The sequence below is a fragment of the Streptomyces sp. NPDC020362 genome (genome assembly GCF_040642095.1).
GTDB lineage: Bacteria > Actinomycetota > Actinomycetes > Streptomycetales > Streptomycetaceae > Streptomyces.
On the sequence record NZ_JBFAET010000172.1, the window covers coordinates 1 to 19,407 of the forward strand.

A 19,407-nucleotide genomic window follows, 5' to 3' on the forward strand; every position below is an offset into this window, starting at 1 on the left:
GCGTCGGGTCCTGCGCCTGGAGCATCGTGCCCATCGCCCCGTCGGCCACCACCACCCTGGAGGCGAGCGCTTCTCGGAGCGCGGACGCACGGGTCCGGCTGTCGGCGTGCGGGGACGTTGGCAACGAGGCCATGAAGGGGCTCCCTGGAGTGCGACGGCTGTCGGCTATGCGGCTTCCCCGGCCGAGGCTGGGCAAGGGGCACGGCGCCAGGGTAACCGGGAGTGGGCTTGGATGGGCACCGGCGTCCACGAGGCGGACGCCCGTGGCGAACCCGGATGGCCGAGGCACGACGGGTGGGCCACTGCAGAAGTAACAAGTGTCGTCCGACCATTGGCGGGAGGTCGACATGGACCGGTAGTGTTCGACATTGCCGAACGGTGTGGTGTCCCATGCTGTTCGTCGAGGGTCGTAGAGGACGGAGGCAGGACGGGGATGGCACGGAACATCCAGTCGCTCGAACGGGCGGCCGCGATGCTGCGGCTGCTCGCGGGCGGCGAGCGGCGACTGGGCCTGTCGGACATCGCCTCGTCGCTCGGCCTCGCCAAGGGCACCGCCCACGGCATCCTGCGCACCCTCCAGCAGGAGGGGTTCGTCGAGCAGGACGACGCCTCCGGCCGCTACCAGCTGGGTGCGGAGCTGCTGCGCCTGGGCACCACCTACCTGGACGTGCACGAGCTGCGGGCGCGGGCCCTGGTGTGGACCGACGACCTGGCCCGTGCCAGCGGGGAGAGCGTGTACCTGGGCGTCCTGCACCAGCAGGGCGTGCTGATCGTGCACCACGTCTTCCGGCCGGACGACAGCCGGCAGGTGCTGGAGATAGGGGCGATGCAGCCGCTGCACTCCACGGCGCTGGGCAAGGTGCTCTCGGCGTACGACCCGGTGGCGCACAGCGAGGCGCTGGAGGCCGACCGCAAGCCGTTCACGGACCGCACGGTGTGCGACATGACGGACTTCGAGCACCTCCTCGACATCACGCGCGCGCGTGGGTACGCGGCCGACGTGGAGGAGACCTGGGAGGGCGTGGCGTCCGTCGCCGCACCCGTCCACAACCGGCGCCGCATGCCGGTGGGCGCGGTCGGCATCACGGGCGCGGTGGAGCGGCTGTGCCGCGACGGAGAGCTGCGCCCCGAACTGATCGCCTCGGTGCGCGACTGCGCCCGAGCGGTCTCCCGGGACCTGGGCGCAGGGCGGTTCTGAGCGCTCCCCCAACACCGGGCCACTTCATACGGTGACGACCGGGACGCGAGGCGGCGTCCCGGTTCTCGCCATACCCTGAAATGGGACATATAGGGCGAGGCCGTACGTGAGCGCACGAAGAACAACAACCGGCAGCGATCAATAACGATCCTGTTTTCGATAACAGAACTCTTGACGCATGCGTAACGCCGAAGCAAGACTCCCGTCCATCGGTCGGCATTGTCGAACACCTACCGGCAATACGCGCTAGAGTGTGACAACGCCAAGGGCCAGCTCATCGCTCTCACCCCCGAGGGCGCCAGATCCCCGGAGGGACCCGGGGTTCGGCTACCCCTGGACGAAGGACAAAGGAGTCGCGGGTGTCCAGCTCCGACATCTTCATCGGCGAGACCATCGGTACCGCCATACTCATCCTGCTCGGCGGCGGCGTCTGCGCCGCTGTGACCCTGAAGGCCTCCAAGGCCCGTAACGCCGGTTGGCTCGCCATCACCTTCGGGTGGGGCTTCGCCGTTCTGACGGCCGTCTACACCTCGGCGCCGCTCTCCGGCGCCCACCTGAACCCGGCCGTGACGCTCGCGCTCGCGATCAAGGACAAGGACTTCACCAACCTCCCCGTCTACTGGGGCGGCCAGCTGCTCGGCGCCATGATCGGCGCGGCCCTGGTCTGGGTGGCCTACTACGGCCAGTTCCACGCGCACCTCACCGACAAGGAGATCGTCGGCGGTCCGGGCGCACAGGCCACGGCGGCCAAGGCCGTCGAGGCCCAGGAGAAGGGCGCCGGCCCGGTCCTGGGCATCTTCTCCACCGGTCCCGAGATCCGGAACGTGGTGCAGAACCTCGCCACGGAGATCATCGGCACGATCGTGCTGGTGCTCGCCGTCCTGACGCAGGGCCTGAACGACAAGGGCAACGGCCTGGGCACCCTGGGCGCCCTGATCACGTCGCTGGTCGTCGTCTCCATCGGCCTCTCGCTCGGCGGTCCGACGGGCTACGCGATCAACCCGGCCCGTGACCTGGGCCCGCGCATCGTGCACGCCCTGCTGCCGCTGCCCAACAAGGGCGGTTCCGACTGGAGGTACGCCTGGATCCCGGTGGTCGGTCCCCTGATCGGCGCCGCCATCGCTGCGGGCATCTACAACGTCGCATTCGCTTAAGAAGCTCACCGCAACACGAGTCACCAAGCACGCGCCGTACGTACAGCCCCATCACCACGGAACTTTCAGGAGCACACAGTGACCGACGCCCACACCACCGGCCCGTTCATCGCGGCCATCGACCAGGGCACGACCTCCTCGCGCTGCATCGTCTTCGACAAGGACGGCCGCATCGTCTCCGTCGACCAGAAGGAGCACGAGCAGATCTTCCCGAAGCCGGGCTGGGTCGAGCACAACGCAAACGAGATCTGGACCAACGTCCAGGAAGTCGTCGCCGGAGCCATCCAGAAGGCCGGCATCACCCGTGACGACATCAAGGCCATCGGCATCACCAACCAGCGCGAGACCACCGTGCTGTGGGACAAGAACACCGGTGAGCCCGTCCACAACGCCCTCGTCTGGCAGGACACCCGCACCGACTCCCTCTGCCGGGAGCTGGGCCGCAACGTCGGCCAGGACCGCTTCCGCCGCGAGACCGGTCTGCCGCTCGCGTCGTACTTCTCCGGTCCGAAGGCCCGCTGGCTGCTCGACAACGTCGAGGGGCTGCGCGAGCGCGCCGAGGCGGGCGACATCCTCTTCGGCACGATGGACACCTGGGTCATCTGGAACCTGACCGGTGGTGTCAACGGCGGAAAGCACGTCACCGACGTCACCAACGCCTCCCGCACCCTTCTCATGAACCTGCACACGATGCAGTGGGACGACAAGATCGCCGAGTCGATCGGCGTGCCGCTTCAGATCATGCCCGAGATCCGGTCCTCCGCCGAGGTCTACGGCGAGGTCATCGGCGGCAAGCTGGGCGACCTGCTCGGCGGCATCCCGGTCGCCTCCGCGCTCGGCGACCAGCAGGCGGCCCTGTTCGGCCAGACCTGCTTCTCCGAGGGCGAGACCAAGTCGACCTACGGCACCGGCACCTTCATGGTGATGAACACCGGTGACAAGATCATCAACTCCTACGCGGGCCTGCTGACCACGGTCGGCTACAAGATCGGCGACCAGCCGACCGTGTACGCCCTGGAGGGCTCGATCGCCGTCACCGGCTCCCTGGTGCAGTGGATGCGGGACCAGATGGGCCTGATCTCCACCGCCGCCGAGATCGAGACGCTCGCGCTCTCGGTCGAGGACAACGGCGGCGCCTACTTCGTACCGGCCTTCTCCGGCCTGTTCGCCCCGCACTGGCGCTCCGACGCCCGCGGTGTGATCGCCGGCCTGACCCGGTACGTCACCAAGGCGCACCTCGCGCGCGCCGTCCTGGAGGCGACCGCGTGGCAGACGCGGGAGATCGCCGACGCCATGGTCAAGGACTCCGGCGACGAGCTGGTGGCCCTGAAGGTCGACGGCGGCATGACCTCCAACAACCTGCTGATGCAGACCCTCTCGGATGTCCTGGACGCACCGGTGGTGCGCCCGATGGTCGCCGAGACCACCTGCCTCGGCGCCGCCTACGCCGCCGGTCTCGCCGTCGGCTTCTGGTCCAGCACCGACGAACTGCGCGCCAACTGGCGCCGGGCCGCCGAATGGACCCCCCAGATGGACGCGGACACCCGCGACCGTGAGTACAAGAACTGGCTCAAGGCCGTCGACCGGACCATGGGCTGGATCGAGGACGAGGACTGAGCGGTTCGGACCGCTCAGACAGCTCTGACGAGGAGTAAGTACCCGACATGACCAGTCAGTCCACCCTGAAGTCCGTGCCTGCCCTGGGGACGCACCCCGCCTCCGGCTCGAACCCGAGCCGGGCCGAGACCAGGGAGCAGCTCGCCAAGGCGTCGTACGACCTTCTTGTGATCGGCGGCGGCATCCTGGGCATCTCCACCGCCTGGCACGCCGCGCAGTCCGGGCTCAGGGTGGCGCTGGTCGACGCCGGCGACTTCGCCGGCGCCACCTCCTCCGCCTCCTCCAAGCTGCTCCACGGCGGTCTGCGCTACCTGCAGACCGGCGCGGTGAAGCTGGTGGCGGAGAACCACTTCGAGCGCCGTGCGGTCTCCCGCCAGGTGGCCCCCCACCTGGCGAACCCGCTCACCTTCTACCTCCCCGTGTACAAGGGGGGGCCGCACGGCGCGGCGAAGCTCGGCGCGGGCGTCTTCGCCTACTCCGCGCTCTCCGCGTTCGGCGACGGCGTGGGCCACCTGCTCTCGCCCGCCAAGGCGGCGCAGGACGTGCCCGAGCTTCGCACCGAGAACCTCAAGGCCGTCGCCGTCTACGGCGACGACCAGATGAACGACGCGCGCATGGCGCTGATGACGGTCCGCGCGGCCGTCGAGTCGGGCGCGGTCGTCCTCAACCACGCCGAGGTCACCGGCCTGCGCTTCACCAAGGGCCGGGTCACCGGCGCCGACCTCAGGGACCGGACGTCCGGCGACGAGTTCGGCGTCAACGCCCGTCTCGTCCTGAACGCGACCGGCCCCTGGGTCGACCACCTGCGCCGCATGGAGGACCCGAACGCGGCGCCCTCCATCCGCCTGTCCAAGGGCGCGCACCTGGTGCTCAAGCGCACCTCCCCCTGGAAGGCGGCGCTGGCGACCCCCATCGACAAGTACCGCATCACCTTCGCCCTCCCCTGGGAGGACATGCTGCTGCTCGGCACCACCGACGAGGAGTTCGAGGGCGACCCGGCGGACGTCTCGGTCAACGAGAAGGACATAGCCCAGATCCTGGACGAGGCCGCGTTCTCCGTCCGGGACCAGCAGCTGAAGCGTGACCTGATCACCTACGCCTTCGCCGGCCTGCGGGTGCTGCCGGGCGGCCCCGGCGACACCGCCAAGGCCAAGCGCGAGACCGTCGTGACCGAGGGCAAGGGCGGCATGCTGTCCGTCGCGGGCGGCAAGTGGACCACGTTCCGGCACATCGGCCGCACGGTGATGCAGAAGCTGGAGGCACTGCCGGGCCACCCGCTCGGCGACGACTTCGAGCCGATCTCCTCGCTGCCGAAGAAGCTGCCGCTGCCCGGTGTCGCCAACCCGCGCGCGGTCGCGCACCGGCTGCTGGTGGACCACCCGGCGCCCGGTCCGCGCATGGCCGCCGACACCGCCAGGCACCTGGCCACCCACTACGGCTCGCTGGCCTTCGACATCGCCCGCATGGCGAACGAGAGCCCGGAACTGGCCGAGCGCGTCCACCCGGACGCCCCGGAGATCTGGGCGCAGGTCGTCTGGGCCCGCGACCACGAGTGGGCCGAGACGACGGACGACGTGCTGCGCCGCCGCACGACGCTGACGATCCGGGGCCTGGCCACGGACGAGGTCCGCGCGAAGGTCCAGGACCTGCTCGACGAGAAGTGAGCCCGCCGCCGGTCCCTTCCCCCTGACCAGGGCCGGCGGTCGTGAGGGACGGTCCCGCCGCACCGGGGCCGGACATGACGAGAGGGGCGGCTCCACGCCGATGGAGCCGCCCCTCTCCCATGCCCGGGTGTCAGTGCCGGCTGATATCCATGGCCGTATGAACATCGATCATGCGGATTCCGGGGAACTGGCGGCTCTGCGGGAGGCGTTCGGTGTCGACGCCGGCGGGGAGTCGGCCCTCGGCTGGGAGGCGGTGCGGGCCTTCGAGGCCGGGCACGGGATCGTGCTTCCCGAGCCGTACCGGACGTTCGTGGCGGAGATCAGCGACGGGTCGGTCCAGGGGCCGCCGGAGTACGGGCTCGTGGGGCTCACTCAGAGCGCCGGGGGCCAGGAGCCCGGAAAGCCGTTCCCGCTCACGCGGATGTGGCTATGGGAGGAGGACGAGGGGCCGTACGACGATCCGGACGCCGTCGTCGAGCAGGTCGCCGACCACGGTTCGCTCGTGCTCGGGACCGACGGGTGCGGCATGGACTGGCATCTGATCGTCACCGGCCCCCATCGGGGGCACATATGGCACATCACCGGTGAGGGCGCCCTGCCGTTCGGCGCGGAGTTCGGCCACACGACCTCCGCACCCGGCTTCGCCGGCTGGGTCGCGCACTGGGCGGCGGGCAAGGAGTGGTTCGACGCCGCCTGACGGCGTTCAGGCGATCGCCATGCACATGAAAGAGCGTTGAGGCACCTCCATTGTCATGAACCAGCGACCCGATGGCCGGATCGTGGTTCTTCATGGAGGTGATGGAGGTGTGGGATGCACCACAGACCGGCCACCGGCCTCGCCGCCTCGGCGCCGGCTCTCATCACCGCCACCGCCGCCGAGGCGGCTCCCGCCGACAAGCCCCAGGTGCTCGCAGGCTTCCCCCGGACCGGCGCGCCGGCTACGACGCACGGGCCGCCGCCCGCGCGAACCGGCCGGCGTGGGCCGCCTACGAGTTCGACCGGTCCACCGACCGCTGCACCTCCTCGCCGGACAACCCGTTCGGCTTCCCGATCGCCAAGTCCTGTGCCCGCCACGGCTTCGGCCACCGCAACTACGAGGCGGACGGCACCTTCAGCGCCGACAAGGCCCGCCTCGACAGTGCCCTGCACGAGGACCTCGAGCGCGTGTGCACCAACTACGGCGGCGCCACGAAGACCGCCTGCACCAGCACGGCGTGGACGTACCACCAGGCCGTCAGGGCCTTCGGCTGACGGGCTTTCCGCGCTCGCCCGAACAGTCTCCGGCCGCGCCCGCATAATGTGCGGAGACATCCGATGTCTGGGCGACAGGGAGGCCGGTCATGGCAGTCACCGACGAGGCGATCGAGAAGATCAAGGGCATGATCGTCTCCGGCGCCCTGCGCCCCGGCGACCGGCTGCCCAAGGAGAGCGAACTGGCCGCCGAGCTGGGCCTGTCCCGCAACTCGCTGCGCGAGGCCGTACGCGCCCTGTCACTGATCCGGATCCTGGACGTGCGGCAGGGCGACGGCACCTATGTCACCAGCCTCGATCCGCAACTGCTGCTGGAAGCCATGAGCTTCGTCGTGGACTTCCACCGCGACGACACGGTGCTGGAGTTCCTCGCGGTGCGCCGGATCCTGGAGCCGGCCGCCACGGCAATGGCCGCCGCGCACATCGGTGAGCAGCAAGTGGACGCCCTGTCCGCCCAGTTGGACGCGCTCGGGGCCGCACCCTCGGTGGAGGAGCTGGTCGCCTGCGACCTGGAGTTCCACCGGAGCATCGTGCAGAGCGCCGGGAACTCGGTGCTGTGCTCGCTGCTGGACGGCCTGTCGGGGCCGACCACCCGGGCCCGGATCTGGCGGGGGCTCACCCAGGAGGACGCGGTCGCCCGCACGCTGCGCGAGCACCGGGCGATCCTCGCCGCGCTGCGCGACCGCGACGCGGAGGCGGCCCGTTCCTGGGCGACCGTGCACATCGCGAGCGTGGAGCAGTGGCTGCGCAGCACGCTGTGACACCCCGTGAAGTCCCCTGCGGAACCGGTCGGTCACCTCGTTCACGAGCGGGGTGTTCCGAGGTGACGAACGGGGCAGTGATCCGTTCATCCCCCGGGTCAGGGGGCTGCGGACGCCCCCGCCGGACGCCGTAAGGTGGGGACGTCAGGCGAGGGCACGTCGGAAGGAGGCACTGGGTGATCGAGCTGGAGGGGGTTCCCGAGCTGATCGACCCAGTCATGGTGGCCGCGTTCGAGGGCTGGAACGATGCCGGCGACGCCGCCTCCACGGCGGTCGCGCATCTGGAACGCGAGTGGAAGGGCGAAGTGTTCGCGGCGCTGGACGCCGAGGACTACTACGACTTCCAGGTGAACCGCCCCACGGTGTTCATGGACGGCGGAGTGCGCAAGATCACGTGGCCGACGACGAGGTTGTCGGTGGTCCGGGTCGGCGGCGACAAACCGCGCGACCTGGTGCTGGTCCGCGGCATCGAGCCGTCCATGCGCTGGCGCTCGTTCTGCAACGAGCTGCTCGGCTTCGCGCACGAGCTGGGCGTGGAGCTGGTGGTCGTCCTGGGCGCCCTGCTCGGTGACACACCGCACACGCGTCCGGTCCCGGTCAGCGGGGTCACCTCCGACCCGGACCTGGCCCAGCGCATGGACCTGGAGGAGACCAAGTACGAGGGCCCGACGGGCATCGTCGGCGTCCTGCAGGAGGCGTGCACGCACGCGGGCGTCCCTGCGGTCTCGCTGTGGGCGGCCGTGCCGCACTACGTCTCCCAGCCGCCCAACCCCAAGGCCACGCTGGCACTGCTCAACCGGCTGGAGGACCTGCTGGACCTGCGTATTCCGCAGGGCGAGCTGCCCGAGGACGCGCGGGCCTGGCAGGTGGGCGTGGACCAGCTGGCCGCCGAGGACAGCGAGGTCGCCGAGTACGTCCAGACGCTGGAGGAGGCCCGGGACACCGCCGAGCTGCCGGAGGCGTCCGGCGAGGCGATCGCCCGCGAGTTCGAGCGCTACCTGCGGCGCCGGGACGTCAGCCCGCCGGGCGGGCACGCGACGGCGGACGGCGGCGACGCCTCGTATCTGCGGGACAGCCCGAGCGGCAGGACCCGGCCGCCGACGCCACCGAAGTCGCCGAAGCCGAAGCCGGAAGCACCGGGTGCCGTGGACGGTGACGGCGGCGACGGGGCCGACGGGGACACCTCGGAGGAGTGACCAGGGGCGGTACGCACGACGCGTACCGCCCCTTCAGTGATCGGGCCGGCACCGCGCCGTACCGCGCCCCCCCCGGAGATCGGGCCGGCACCGCGCCGTACCGCCCCTCGGCGGTCAGGCCGACACCGCGCCATACCGTCCTTCGGCGGTCAGGCGGACACCGCGCCGTACCGTCCTTCGGCAATCAGGCCGGCAACCCCGTACCGCGCCCCTCGGCGGTCGGGTCGGCATCGCCGCGCGGAGAACGTCGGGGGCGTCCACCACAGGGTGCCCCGGCGGGCGCAGCGGTCGAGCGCGGTCCGGTCGGCCCGGCAGCGTCCCGGCGGCAGGCGGGGCGGATCCCCTCGGGGAACCGCCCCTGTCGACCGGCGCCGGCGCCGTGCCGGTGCGCCGGTGCCGCTGCTGTGCCCGTGCTAGAGCGCCACGCCCAGCAGTGCGTCCACGGCCCGGGTGACCAGACCGGGCGCACCGGTGTCGGTGCCGCCCTCCGCCTCCTGGCGGGCCGCCCAGCGGTCCACGGCGGCGAGCGCCGCGGGGGCGTCCAGGTCGTTCGCGAGGGCCTCGCGGATCTCCTCGACGAGCGCGTCCGCGGACGGCCCGTCGGGCCGGGAGACGGCCGAGCGCCAGCGGCCGAGACGGCCGACGGCGTCGTGCAGGACCTGGTCGGTCCACTCCCAGTCGGCGCGGTAGTGGTGGGAGAGCAGGGCCAGCCGGATCGCGGCCGGGTCGACGCCGTCGCGGCGCAGCCGGGAGACGAAGACGAGGTTGCCCTTGGACTTGGACATCTTCTCGCCGTCCAGGGCGACCATGCCGGCGTGCACATAGGCCTTGGCCATCGGGAACTCGCCGGTGAGCACTTGGGCGTGCGAGGCGCCCATCTCGTGGTGCGGGAAGGCCAGGTCGGAGCCGCCGCCCTGGACGTCGAAGCCCATGCCGAGGTGGTCGAGGGCGATGGCCACGCACTCGATGTGCCAGCCGGGGCGTCCCCGGCCGAGGGAGCCGCCGTCCCAGCTGGGCTCGCCCTCGCGGGCCGCCATCCACAGCATCGGGTCGAGCGGGTTCTTCTTGCCCGGACGGTCCGGGTCGCCGCCGCGCTCGGCGGACAGCAGCCGCATGGCGGCCGCGTCGAGGTTCGAGACCTGGCCGAAGTGCGGGTCGGACTCGACGGAGAAGTAGATGTCGCCCTCCAGCTCGTAGGCCGCGCCGATCTCGCGCAGCCGCTCCACGAGCGGGACGATGCCGGGTATCGCCTCGACGGCGCCTATGTAGTGCTGCGGCGGGAGCATCCTGAGGGCGGTCATGTCCTCGCGGAAGAGGGCCGTCTCCTTCTCGGCGAGGGCGACCCAGTCGACGCCGTCCCGCTCCGCGCGCTCCAGCAGCGGATCGTCGACGTCGGTGACGTTCTGGACGTAGTGAACCTGCCGCTTGGTGTCGAGCCACACGCGCTGAACGAGGTCGAACGCGTTGTAGGTCGCCGCGTGACCCAGGTGGGTCGCGTCGTACGGGGTGATGCCGCAGACGTAGATACGGGCGACGGGACCGGGGTCGAGGGTGACGAGGCCGCCGGTCGCGGTGTCGTGGATCCTCAGGTCGCGGCCCTGACCAGGCAGGGCGGGGACCTCGGAAGCGGGCCAGGCATGCATGTACATGAGCCTAACCGGCCGCGAGCTGCGTATACGAACGGGATCGGGTCGGATGGCCGGTTGGGCGTTCTTGCGGATCGGCGACCGATGTGCTTACACCGGCGGCCACGGGATGGCGGGCCACTCGCCGCCCGGCTCGGGATGCCGGCCGGCGGCGAGCAGCGCGTCGACCCGCGCGCGCGTGGCCTCGATCTCGGCCGCCGTGATCAGCCCGGCCAGCCGCCCGGCCAGCTCCCCACCGTCGGCGAGGCTCGTGCGCAGCCCCTCGAGCACGTCGACGGCGTCCGCCGTCAGGGGCTCCCCGGCCCAGCCCCACAGCAGTGTGCGCAGCTTGTTCTCGGCGTTGAAGGCGACCCCGTGGTCGATGCCGTAGAGCCGTCCGTCCGTGGTGGGCAGCAGGTGGCCGCCCTTGCGGTCGGCGTTGTTGATCACGGCGTCCAGGACGGCGAGGCGGCGCAGCCGCTCGTCGTCGGCGTGCACCAGCAGCGCGGTGCGGCCCTCGCCGACCTCGGCGAACCCGATCGCCTTCCAGCCCGGGCCGGGCTCCTCGCCGTCCACCAGCGCGAGCAGCTCGGACTCGGCGCTCACGTCGATCCACAACTGGCACATGCCCTCGCCGTACGGGCCGTCGCGCAGCACGGTCGGCGGGACGAGCCCCCAGCCGGTGGCCTCGGAGACCTCGTAGGCGGCCACCTCTCGGCCCGCCAGAGTGCCGTCGGGGAAGTCCCACAGGGGGCGCTCGCCGGCCACGGGCTTGTACACACAGGAGGCTTCGCGGCCGTCGTGGGAAACCGTGCAGAACAGCGCCGCATTGGACGCCTCGCGGATCCGGCCGCGCACAGCCAGCTCACCGCGGGCGAGCAGCTCCGCGGCGGCCGTGCCGGTCCCTGCGTCGGCTGCGGTCACGCTCCGCGGCGGTATCCGTTCTGGCGCGGACATACATGTCCTTCCGGATCGAGCGGGAGGCTGCACAGCGGGCACGGCGGCCGCCCGGCGTTGACGACGTCCAGGGCACGCTTGGCGAAGGCCCTGGCCTGCGCGCCGGTCAGCCGGACCCGCAGCATCGGGGGCCCGTTCTCCTCGTCCTGGAGGAGCCGCTCCTCGGCCTCGGCGAGGTCCTCCTCGGTGTCGGCCTCCAGCTCCACGAGGGCCTGCGCCTCCACGATCATGCGCTGCTCCTCGCCGTCCCAGGCCAGGGCCATGGTCCCGACGCGGAACTCCTCCTCGATGGGGGTGTCCAGCGGGGCGCTGTCGGAGATCTCGGAGGGGGCCATGGCAGGGACGGCCGCGCTGCCGCCGCTGCGCCGCACGACCTCGTCCAGCAGTTCGTCCATGCGCTCGGCGAGTGCCGCGACCTGGGTCTTCTCCAGAGCCACGCTGGTCACCCGGGGGCCTGCGGTGGCCTGGAGGAAGAACGTACGGCGCCCGGGCAGTCCGACCGTGCCGGCCACGAAACGGTCCGGCGGATCGTAGAGGAACACCTGACGGGACACGTCCTGTCTCCATTGGATTCGAGAGTTGCTGCGGTGCGGGCCGTACGGAAGGGCGACGGTGCGGATCGCTTCACCCTACTGCGCCCGACGATCACGGTGCGCCCGCACCGCCCCCGACCGGTGCGTCTTCCCCCGGAGGTTCCTCGCGCGGGGCAAGAGAGGCGAAATCGCCGGTGTCGCCGAGACGAACGAGAAACGGCCTGAGGCGGGTGTAGCGGATCGCTGTGACGGAACACGGTTCCACCGAGATCCGCTGGAACAGGTCGAGATGGAGTCCGAGGGCGTCGGCGACGAGCGACTTGATGATGTCGCCGTGCGAGCACATGAGGTAGACGGCGTCGGCGCCGTGGTCGCGCTCCACGCGCGCGTTCCACTCGCGGACGGCTTCGGCGGCGCGGGTCTGCATGGCCCGCATGGACTCGCCGCCCGGGAAGGCGGCGGCCGACGGGTGTGCCTGGACGACCTCCATCAGCGGCTCGTCCTTCAGCTCGGCGAGCTTGCGGCCGGACCAGTCGCCGTAGTGGCACTCCCCGATGCGCTCGTCGGTGTGGACACGCAGCCCGGGCCGGGCGTCGAGCAGCGGCCGTACCGTCTCCTGGCAGCGCTGGAGGGGGCTGACGACGACCTCGCAGAGGGGCAGCTCCCTCAGCCGTCCGGGCAGCGCGGCGGCCTGCGCGGCCCCGCGTTCATCGAGGGCGACGCCGGGCGTCCACCCGGCGAGCACGCCCGAGGTGTTGGCGGTCGACCGTCCGTGCCTGACGAGGATCAGCGTGGGCATGCCGCCCAGGGTAAGCGCATCCCCTGCCGGAACGGCCGGGAGGCACCCATGAGCACGACATGCGCGGGCGGGCGGGTGAGGGAAGAATGCGCTGCGTGATCGTGGACTGCGCCATCTACACCCACGGGCACCGCAGCGAGGGCCCGGAGGACCTGTCGGACGCGCTGGCCGAGGCGCGGGCGGCGGGCGGGTTCATGTGGATCGGTCTGTACGAGCCGTCGGAGCGGGAGTTCGACCTGGTCACCGAGGAGTTCGGGCTGCATCCGCTGGCGGTCGAGGACGCCCTCAAGGCGCATCAGCGGCCCAAGCTGGAGGTCTTCGACGACTCGCTCTTCATGGTCCTCAAGCCGGTCGTCTACGAGCCCGAGGGCGACACCGTCTCGGCGGGCGAGGTCATGGTCTTCGTCGGGGACGCCTTCGTGGTGACCGTCCGGCACGGCGAGGGAGCGCCGCTGGCGGCCGTACGGCACCGGCTGGAGGAGGAGCCGGAGATGCTGGGCAAGGGTCCCACCGCGGTGCTGTACGCGATCTCCGACGCCGTCGTGGACCACTACCTGGACGTGGCGACCGAGCTGCAGGCGGACCTGGAGGGGCTGGAGGCGGCCGTGTTCGAGCCGGGCAGCGGCGGCTCGCGCGACACCGCGTCCCGGATCTACACCTTCAAGCGTCAGATCCTGGAGTTCCGGCGGGCCACCGGACCGCTCGCGCTGCCGCTGACCCGGCTCGCGGGCACCGGCCCCTTCGGCGCCGCCGTCCCGTTCGTGAGCGAGAAGGCGCGGCCGTTCTTCCGGGACGTGAACGACCATCTCGCGCGCGTGAACGAGTCCGTGGAGGCCCTGGACCGGCTGGTGTCGGACATCCTGTCGGCGCATCTGGCGCAGATGAGCGTGCGGCAGAACGACGACATGCGGAAGATCTCGGCGTGGGCGGCGATGGCGGCGGTCCCCACGATGATCGCGGGCGTCTACGGCATGAACTTCGACCACATGCCCGAGCTGCACTGGCTGTGGTCCTACCCGATGGTGATCCTGCTGATGGCGGGCCTGGAGGTGCTGCTGTACCGCCAGTTCAAGCGGCGCGGCTGGCTGTGAGGGCTGCTCAGACGAACTCGGGGGCGGGGGTGGCGGGGCCGCCGAGGGCGTTGCGGCGCTCGGGCATGCGCAGGGTCACCATGCGGTGCCAGCCGCCGAGGCGCTCGTAGGCGTACACGGCGTGGATGCCGGCCACGAGCAGCGCGGACTTCGGCCTCGGCCAGCCGAGGATGCGGCCCATGTGGGCCATGACGGCGAGGCTGACGTCCCGGTAGGTGCGGATCTCGGCGAGCGCGCAGGCGCGCAGGGTGTGCTGGATCAGCCGGCCGTGCCCGGCGGCGGCGAGGCGCAGCAGTTCCTCGTGGGTGTAGGCGAGGTGGTTGTCCTCGTCGTGGGAGATCATGCGGACGGCCTTGCCGACCTCGGGGTGGTCGGCGAAGTACACGCGGAGCAACGCCATCTGTTCGGCGGCGCGCTGTTCGGTGACCCTGCTGTGCGAGAGGTAGACGACGATGTCGCGCACGGCGAGCGGCTCGCTGCGCCGGAGCCTGTCGTGGGCGAGACCGATGCCCCGGCGCTCAAGGAGCATCGTGTAGTCGGTCTCGGGCGGCACGGGGACGGGTGCGAGGCCGCGCTTGCTCATGAGGGCGTTGAAGATGCGCCCGTGCTTGTCCTCGTCGGCGCTGTGGCGGGCGATCTTGGGGGCGAGGGCGCGTTCGCTCTGCGGTACGAGTGCGGCGATCCGCCCGTTCTCCCACCCGCCCTGGGACTCGCCGCCGGCGGCGATGGAGCAGAACAGCCGGAAGGACTCGTCGTCGTCGAGGATCTCCTGGAACAGACTCTTGGCCGACAGCATGGAAGGCCCCTCTCTGCACATTCCGCAGGGTTCCGCAAAGAACGAGTCAAATGGGGACAGAGGGGAGTCGCAACAGCAGTGCGGTCCGGCTCGGCCGACAGGAGGACGACCGTGTCGTAACCGAGCGGCGTCCGGCGCGTTGTTTCCCATGACGGCCGTGGCGGGGAAGACCCCCGAGCCCCCACCACGGCCGCAGAAAACGTCCCGGCGCCGGCCGGGATCCGCCGGGCCTAGGCGAGCCCGGCACGCTCCAGGGCCTCGCTGCCGGCCCGCAGGGAGGCGAGCCGCTCGTCGAGGGTGAAGCCGGCCGGGGCCAGGCTGAGGGTGGTGACCCCGGCGGCGGCGTAGGCCTTCATCCGGTCGGCGATGCGCTCCACCGAGCCGAGCAGCGTGGTCTTGTCGATGAGGTCGTGCGGGATCGCGGCCGCGGCGCCCTGCTTGTCGCCGGACAGGTACATCTCCTGGATCTCGGCGGCCTGCTTCTCGTATCCCATGCGCCGGGCGAGCTGGTTGTAGAAGTTCTGCTTGGCGCTGCCCATGCCGCCCACGTAGAGGGCGGTGTAGGGGCGGAAGGTGTCGGCGAGCCGGGACACGTCCTTGTCGTCGCCGACGGCGAGCGGCAGGGTCGGGCAGATGTCGAACCCCTCGAGGGTCTTGCCGGCCTTCTCCCGCCCGGCCCGCAGGTGGCTGACGGTGGTCTCCTCCAGGTGCTCGGCGGACGGGAAGATCACCAGCGCCCCGTCGGCGATCTCACCGGTCTGCTCCAGGTTCTTCGGCCCGATGGCGGCGATGTAGAGCGGAATGTGCTCGCGCTCCGGGTGCACGGTCAGCTTGATCGGCTTGCCCGGGCCGCCGGGCAGCGGCAGCGTCCAGTGCGCGCCCTCGTACGACAGCCGCTCGCGCGTCATCGCCTTCCGTACGATCTCCACGTACTCGCGCGTGCGCGCCAGCGGCTTGTCGAACTTGACGCCGTACCAGCCCTCGGAGACCTGCGGCCCCGAGACGCCGAGGCCGAGCCGGAAGCGGCCCTTGGACAGCGAGTCCAGCGTCGCCGCGGTCATCGCGGTCATCGCCGGCTGCCGGGCCGGAATCTGGAAGATGGCCGAGCCGACGTCGATGCGCTCGGTCTGGGCGGCGACCCAGCTCAGCACCGTGGCCGCGTCCGAGCCGTACGCCTCGGCGGCCCAGCACACGGAGTAGCCCAGCCGGTCGGCCTCCTGTGCCACGGCCAGATTGTCCGCGTCCATCCCGGCACCCCAGTAGCCGAGGTTGATCCCGAGCTGCATGGCCGATTCCCCTTACTCACGAGTAACGTCCCTTGGCGGGAGACCTTAGCGCGGCGCCGGGGCCCGCGGGCAGTGCCTGCCCGGGATCAGGGGCCGTTCACCCGGTCGATCACCGTGACCGGAGTTATCCACAGGCAACCCACGGCATCAGTTCTGGCCAGTAATCTCGCGCACATGGAGCAGAGGCATCTCGGCCGCACAGGCCTGCGCGTGTCCCGGATCGGACTCGGCACCCTCACCTGGGGCCGGGACACCGACGAGCACGACGCCGCGGACATGCTGAAGGCCTTCTGGGAGGCCGGCGGAAACCTCGTCGACACCGCGGACGTGTACGGCGACGGGGAGGCGGAGTATCTGCTCGGGCAGCTCATGGAGGGCCTGGTGCCGCGCCGGGATCTGGTCATCTCCACCAAGGCGGGCAGCGTCCCCGACCCCGATCGCCGCTTCGACGGCTCGCGCGGCCATCTGCTCGCCGCCCTCGACGCCTCCCTGGCCCGCCTCGGCACGGACCACGTCGATGTGTGGCACATCCACGCCTTCGACCCCGACACCCCGCTGGAGGAGACGCTCCAGGCCCTGGACCTGGCGGTCAGCAGCGGGCGCGCACGGTATGCGGGGGTCTCCAACTTCTGCGGCTGGCAGCTGGCCAAGGCGGCCACCTGGCAGCTCGCCGCACCGGGCACCCGCACCCGGCTGGCCAGCACACAGCTGGAGTACTCGCTGCTGCAGCGCGGTGTCGAGCGCGAGGTGCTGCCCGCGGCGCTCGATCTGGGCGTGGGCCTGCTGCCCTCCTCGCCGCTGGGCCGCGGCGTGCTGACCGGCAAGTACCGGCACACCACTCCCCCGGACTCGCGCGGCGCCTCCGAGCACCTCGCGCCCTTCGTCGAGCCATATCTGGACGACACGGCGACCCGCATCGTCGACGCCGTGACGACGGCCGCCGACGGGCTCGCGGTCACCCCGCTCCAGGTGGCTCTCGCCTGGGTCCGGGACCGGCCCGGCGTGGCCGCCCCGATCATCGGCGCGCGCACCGCGCAGCAGCTCACGGCGGCTCTGTCAGTGGAGGCCCTTAGTCTTCCTGACGAGATCTGCCGGGCGCTCGACGACGTGTCGGCGCCCGTGCACCGCTATCCCGATCACGACTGGAGCACGCTGTGAGCACGGAGCCGGAGACCACGGAGGAAGCCGGGCCGCGGACCCCGCACGCCCCGGAGGTCCGGGAGGCCCAGGGGCAGGAGACGGCGCCCGAGGACAGCAGTGCGGCCGGGGACGGGGCGACGGAGAGCGCCGGGCACACCGGTGACACCCAAGACTCCGAGGGCGTCGAGGACGCCGAGGGAACCGACAAAGCCGAGGGGGCCGAGAAGGCCGAGGGAACCGACGGCGAAGGCTCTTCGCAGCAGTCCGAAGCACAGGCCGAGCTGGCCGCACAGCGGATCGAGCGGGAGCGGATCGACCGGCGCAAGGCCGAGAGGCAGGCCCCCATCGACAGCGGCGCCAAGCTGAGCGGCACGGCGGCCGACCTGCTCGCCGCGGTCCGGGCGGTGGAGAGCGGCCGGAAGCCGACCGTCACGGCCTTGCGCGAACCCGAGACCGCGCCCGCCCCGCGCCCCGCGGCCGCCCCCGCGCCCGTACGCCGGCCGCAGCCCGCCCCGGCCGCCGCCGCGCCCGGCGCCACCGACCCCGAGGCCGTCGAGGCCGTGCGGCGGGTCCTGGGCGAGGGCGGTGCACCCGAGACCCTGGCGCCCCAGATGGCCGCGGCCCTCGGCGAGGGCGCGGGCTCCGCGCTCCGCGAGGACCCCTGGCACCTACTGCGTCTCACCGGCGTACGGCCGGAGCAGGCCGACGGATTCGCGCGGGCCCTGCTCGGCCCGGCATGCGGCCCGGACGACGAGCGGCGCGGCCGCGCGCTGACCGGCTGGCTGCTGGAGCATGCGGCGCTCGCCGGGCACACCGCCCTGGAGTTGCCGACGCTCACCGCGGCCCTGGCCCAGCGGGGCGTGCCGGACCCGGACGCGGCCGTGCAGAGCACGCTCTCGGAGGGCGAGGCGCTGGCCTTCGAGGACGCTCTGGAGGAGCCGGGAGCACCGGCGCCTGGGGCCATCGACAGCGAGGAGGACGGGGACGAGGAGCGGCCGGTCCGTGTCCTCGTCGGCCTGGAGCGGTACGCACTCGCCGAGGAGAGCCTCGCCGACGGCCTGGCCCGCCTGCTCAACTCCTTGTCCCAGGAGGCCTCCGGACCGTGGGAGACGGCCGCGGCCGGGTCGTCCGGCGGTGCTGCCGAGCTGGCCCGCGCCCTCGCGCAGAACGGCCTGGTGCTGCACACCGGCGGCGAGGCGGCCCGCTGCGAACCGGCCGCGTTGCTCGGCGCCGCCCGCGCCGCGGGCCTGCGTGCGTTCGCCGTCTGCCACACCCCCGACGGGCGCCGCCGCCTCACCGCGCTGCTGGGCGAAGAGGCCGGGGAGGAGGCCGTGGCCACGGTCGCCGGTCTGCTCTCCGGCGCCGAGGGGCCCGGCCGGGACCCGGACGGCGCCCTGGACCTCGATCTGCTGGTCGTGCTGGACGCCCCGCAACTCGACGTGGAGGCCGCCGCGATGCTGGTGGAGTCGCTGCCCGACGGGGCACGGCTCGTGCTGAGCGGCGACCCTGCGGTGCTGTGGTCGGCCGGGCCCGGGCGGGTCTTCGCCGACCTGCTCGCGTCCCGGGCCTGCCCGCAGGTCGCCTCCCGCATCCCCGACCCCGGACCGCTCGGCGAGCTGCTCTCGGGCGTCGGCATCGGTGAGCTGAACCAGGTGGACGCGCCCGGCAAGGAGATCGTCATCGTGCCGGTGCGGGACGCCGGCGAGGCGGTGCACCGGACCGTGCAGCTGGTCGCGGACTCGGTGCCGCGGGCGATCGGAGTGCCGCCCGAGCAGACCGTGGTGATCACCCCGGGCCACGGCGGTGCCGCGGGCACCCGTGCGCTCAACGCCGCCCTCAAGGAACGCCTCAACCCGGGCCCCGGCCGCTTCGGCGGGTTCGACCCCGGCGACCGGATCGCCTACGCACCCGCACCGGGCCGTACGGTGCCGGGCCGGGTGGTGAACGCCGACGCCGACGGGCTGCACCTGGAGTGCGCGGGCGTCCCCGTCGTCGTGCCACGGGATGGGGTGGAGCAGTGCGTACGGCACGGCTGGGCGCTGACCGCGCACCAGGCGCTGGGCAGCCGCTGGCCGGCCGCGGTGGTGGTGCTCCCCGGCGACGCCGCCCAGGCGCTCAGCAGACCGTGGGTGTACACGGCGTTCGGCCGCGCCGAGCACCACCTCTCGGTGGTCCATGGTGTGGAACAGGCGCTCCCGAAGGCGGTGGCGGAGGTCCCGGCCAAGTCCCGCACGACGCGTCTGCAGACACTGCTGCGCCCCCAGGTCCCGGCCGGCGGCTGACGCGTCGCCGGTGGTGGGGGGGGGGCGCCCGCCCGGGGCCCCCCCCACACCCCCCCC

Annotated in this window: 16 protein-coding genes and 1 pseudogene; 11 read left to right on the forward strand and 6 right to left on the reverse strand. The window is 72.0% G+C overall.

The annotated features are described in order from the left end of the window. Positions 1 to 433 precede the first annotated feature (433 nt). From AB0H32_RS37315 to AB0H32_RS37350, 8 genes and pseudogenes are all read left to right on the forward strand, one after another. Positions 434 to 1,198 carry an IclR family transcriptional regulator gene (locus AB0H32_RS37315; protein WP_361130452.1) on the forward strand — a complete coding sequence of 255 codons (765 nt, stop codon included), beginning with the start codon at positions 434 to 436 and terminating at the stop codon, positions 1,196 to 1,198. A 359-nt stretch (positions 1,199 to 1,557) separates the two neighbouring features. Then, on the forward strand, positions 1,558 to 2,352 hold the full coding sequence (locus AB0H32_RS37320; RefSeq protein ID WP_361130455.1) for an MIP/aquaporin family protein: 795 nt from the start codon (positions 1,558 to 1,560) through the stop codon (positions 2,350 to 2,352). A gap of 78 nt (positions 2,353 to 2,430) precedes the next feature. After that, positions 2,431 to 3,969 carry a glycerol kinase GlpK gene (glpK, locus tag AB0H32_RS37325; protein WP_361130458.1) on the forward strand — a complete coding sequence of 513 codons (1,539 nt, stop codon included), beginning with the start codon at positions 2,431 to 2,433 and terminating at the stop codon, positions 3,967 to 3,969. 47 nt (positions 3,970 to 4,016) lie between these two features. After that, positions 4,017 to 5,633, forward strand: coding sequence for a glycerol-3-phosphate dehydrogenase/oxidase (locus AB0H32_RS37330; RefSeq protein WP_361130461.1), 1,617 nt, complete (start codon positions 4,017 to 4,019; stop codon positions 5,631 to 5,633). 157 nt (positions 5,634 to 5,790) lie between these two features. Then, a complete protein-coding gene (locus AB0H32_RS37335) occupies positions 5,791 to 6,330 on the forward strand; it encodes an SMI1/KNR4 family protein (RefSeq protein ID WP_361130464.1) in 540 nt (179 codons plus the stop codon). 114 nt (positions 6,331 to 6,444) lie between these two features. Further along, positions 6,445 to 6,884: pseudogene (locus AB0H32_RS37340) on the forward strand (phospholipase). An 89-nt stretch (positions 6,885 to 6,973) separates the two neighbouring features. Continuing rightward, positions 6,974 to 7,645 carry a FadR/GntR family transcriptional regulator gene (locus tag AB0H32_RS37345; protein WP_361130467.1) on the forward strand — a complete coding sequence of 224 codons (672 nt, stop codon included), beginning with the start codon at positions 6,974 to 6,976 and terminating at the stop codon, positions 7,643 to 7,645. Between the two features lie 176 nt (positions 7,646 to 7,821). Beyond that, on the forward strand, positions 7,822 to 8,841 hold the full coding sequence (locus AB0H32_RS37350; RefSeq protein WP_361130470.1) for a PAC2 family protein: 1,020 nt from the start codon (positions 7,822 to 7,824) through the stop codon (positions 8,839 to 8,841). Between the two features lie 413 nt (positions 8,842 to 9,254). Here AB0H32_RS37350 and mshC read toward each other — a convergent pair whose 3' ends face one another. The 4 genes from mshC to AB0H32_RS37370 form a co-directional block, all read right to left on the reverse strand. Then, positions 9,255 to 10,484: a cysteine--1-D-myo-inosityl 2-amino-2-deoxy-alpha-D-glucopyranoside ligase gene (gene mshC, locus AB0H32_RS37355; RefSeq protein WP_361130473.1), complete on the reverse strand. Its 1,230-nt coding sequence runs from the start codon at positions 10,482 to 10,484 to the stop codon at positions 9,255 to 9,257. 93 nt (positions 10,485 to 10,577) lie between these two features. Beyond that, positions 10,578 to 11,423: an SCO1664 family protein gene (locus AB0H32_RS37360; protein ID WP_361130476.1), complete on the reverse strand. Its 846-nt coding sequence runs from the start codon at positions 11,421 to 11,423 to the stop codon at positions 10,578 to 10,580. Next, complete coding sequence (locus AB0H32_RS37365; RefSeq protein WP_361130478.1) at positions 11,387 to 11,977, reverse strand: DUF3090 domain-containing protein; 591 nt, start codon at positions 11,975 to 11,977, stop codon at positions 11,387 to 11,389. The genes AB0H32_RS37360 and AB0H32_RS37365 overlap by 37 nt, the downstream gene beginning before the upstream one ends. A gap of 91 nt (positions 11,978 to 12,068) precedes the next feature. Further along, entirely contained in the window at positions 12,069 to 12,755 is a 687-nt protein-coding gene (locus tag AB0H32_RS37370; protein WP_361130481.1) for a histidine phosphatase family protein, read from the reverse strand. 95 nt (positions 12,756 to 12,850) lie between these two features. Here AB0H32_RS37370 and corA point away from each other — a divergent pair, with 95 nt between their 5' ends. After that, the gene (corA, locus tag AB0H32_RS37375) at positions 12,851 to 13,846 is read left to right on the forward strand and encodes a magnesium/cobalt transporter CorA (RefSeq protein WP_361130484.1); all 996 of its coding nucleotides are present in this window, start codon (positions 12,851 to 12,853) and stop codon (positions 13,844 to 13,846) included. Between the two features lie 7 nt (positions 13,847 to 13,853). Here the strand turns inward: corA and AB0H32_RS37380 are convergent, their stop codons facing one another. Next, a complete protein-coding gene (locus AB0H32_RS37380; RefSeq protein WP_361130487.1) occupies positions 13,854 to 14,642 on the reverse strand; it encodes a ferritin-like domain-containing protein in 789 nt (262 codons plus the stop codon). 230 nt (positions 14,643 to 14,872) lie between these two features. After that, positions 14,873 to 15,928, reverse strand: a complete 1,056-nt coding sequence (locus tag AB0H32_RS37385; RefSeq protein WP_361130489.1) for an LLM class F420-dependent oxidoreductase — start codon at positions 15,926 to 15,928, stop codon at positions 14,873 to 14,875. Positions 15,929 to 16,102: 174 nt separating this feature from the next. Between AB0H32_RS37385 and AB0H32_RS37390 the strand changes: the two genes are divergently transcribed. Both AB0H32_RS37390 and AB0H32_RS37395 read left to right on the forward strand, forming a co-directional pair. Continuing rightward, entirely contained in the window at positions 16,103 to 17,086 is a 984-nt protein-coding gene (locus tag AB0H32_RS37390) for an aldo/keto reductase (protein WP_361130492.1), read from the forward strand. Then, on the forward strand, positions 17,083 to 19,350 hold the full coding sequence (locus AB0H32_RS37395; protein WP_361130494.1) for a helix-hairpin-helix domain-containing protein: 2,268 nt from the start codon (positions 17,083 to 17,085) through the stop codon (positions 19,348 to 19,350). Before AB0H32_RS37390 ends, AB0H32_RS37395 begins: the two co-directional genes overlap by 4 nt. Positions 19,351 to 19,407: the final 57 nt, after the last annotated feature.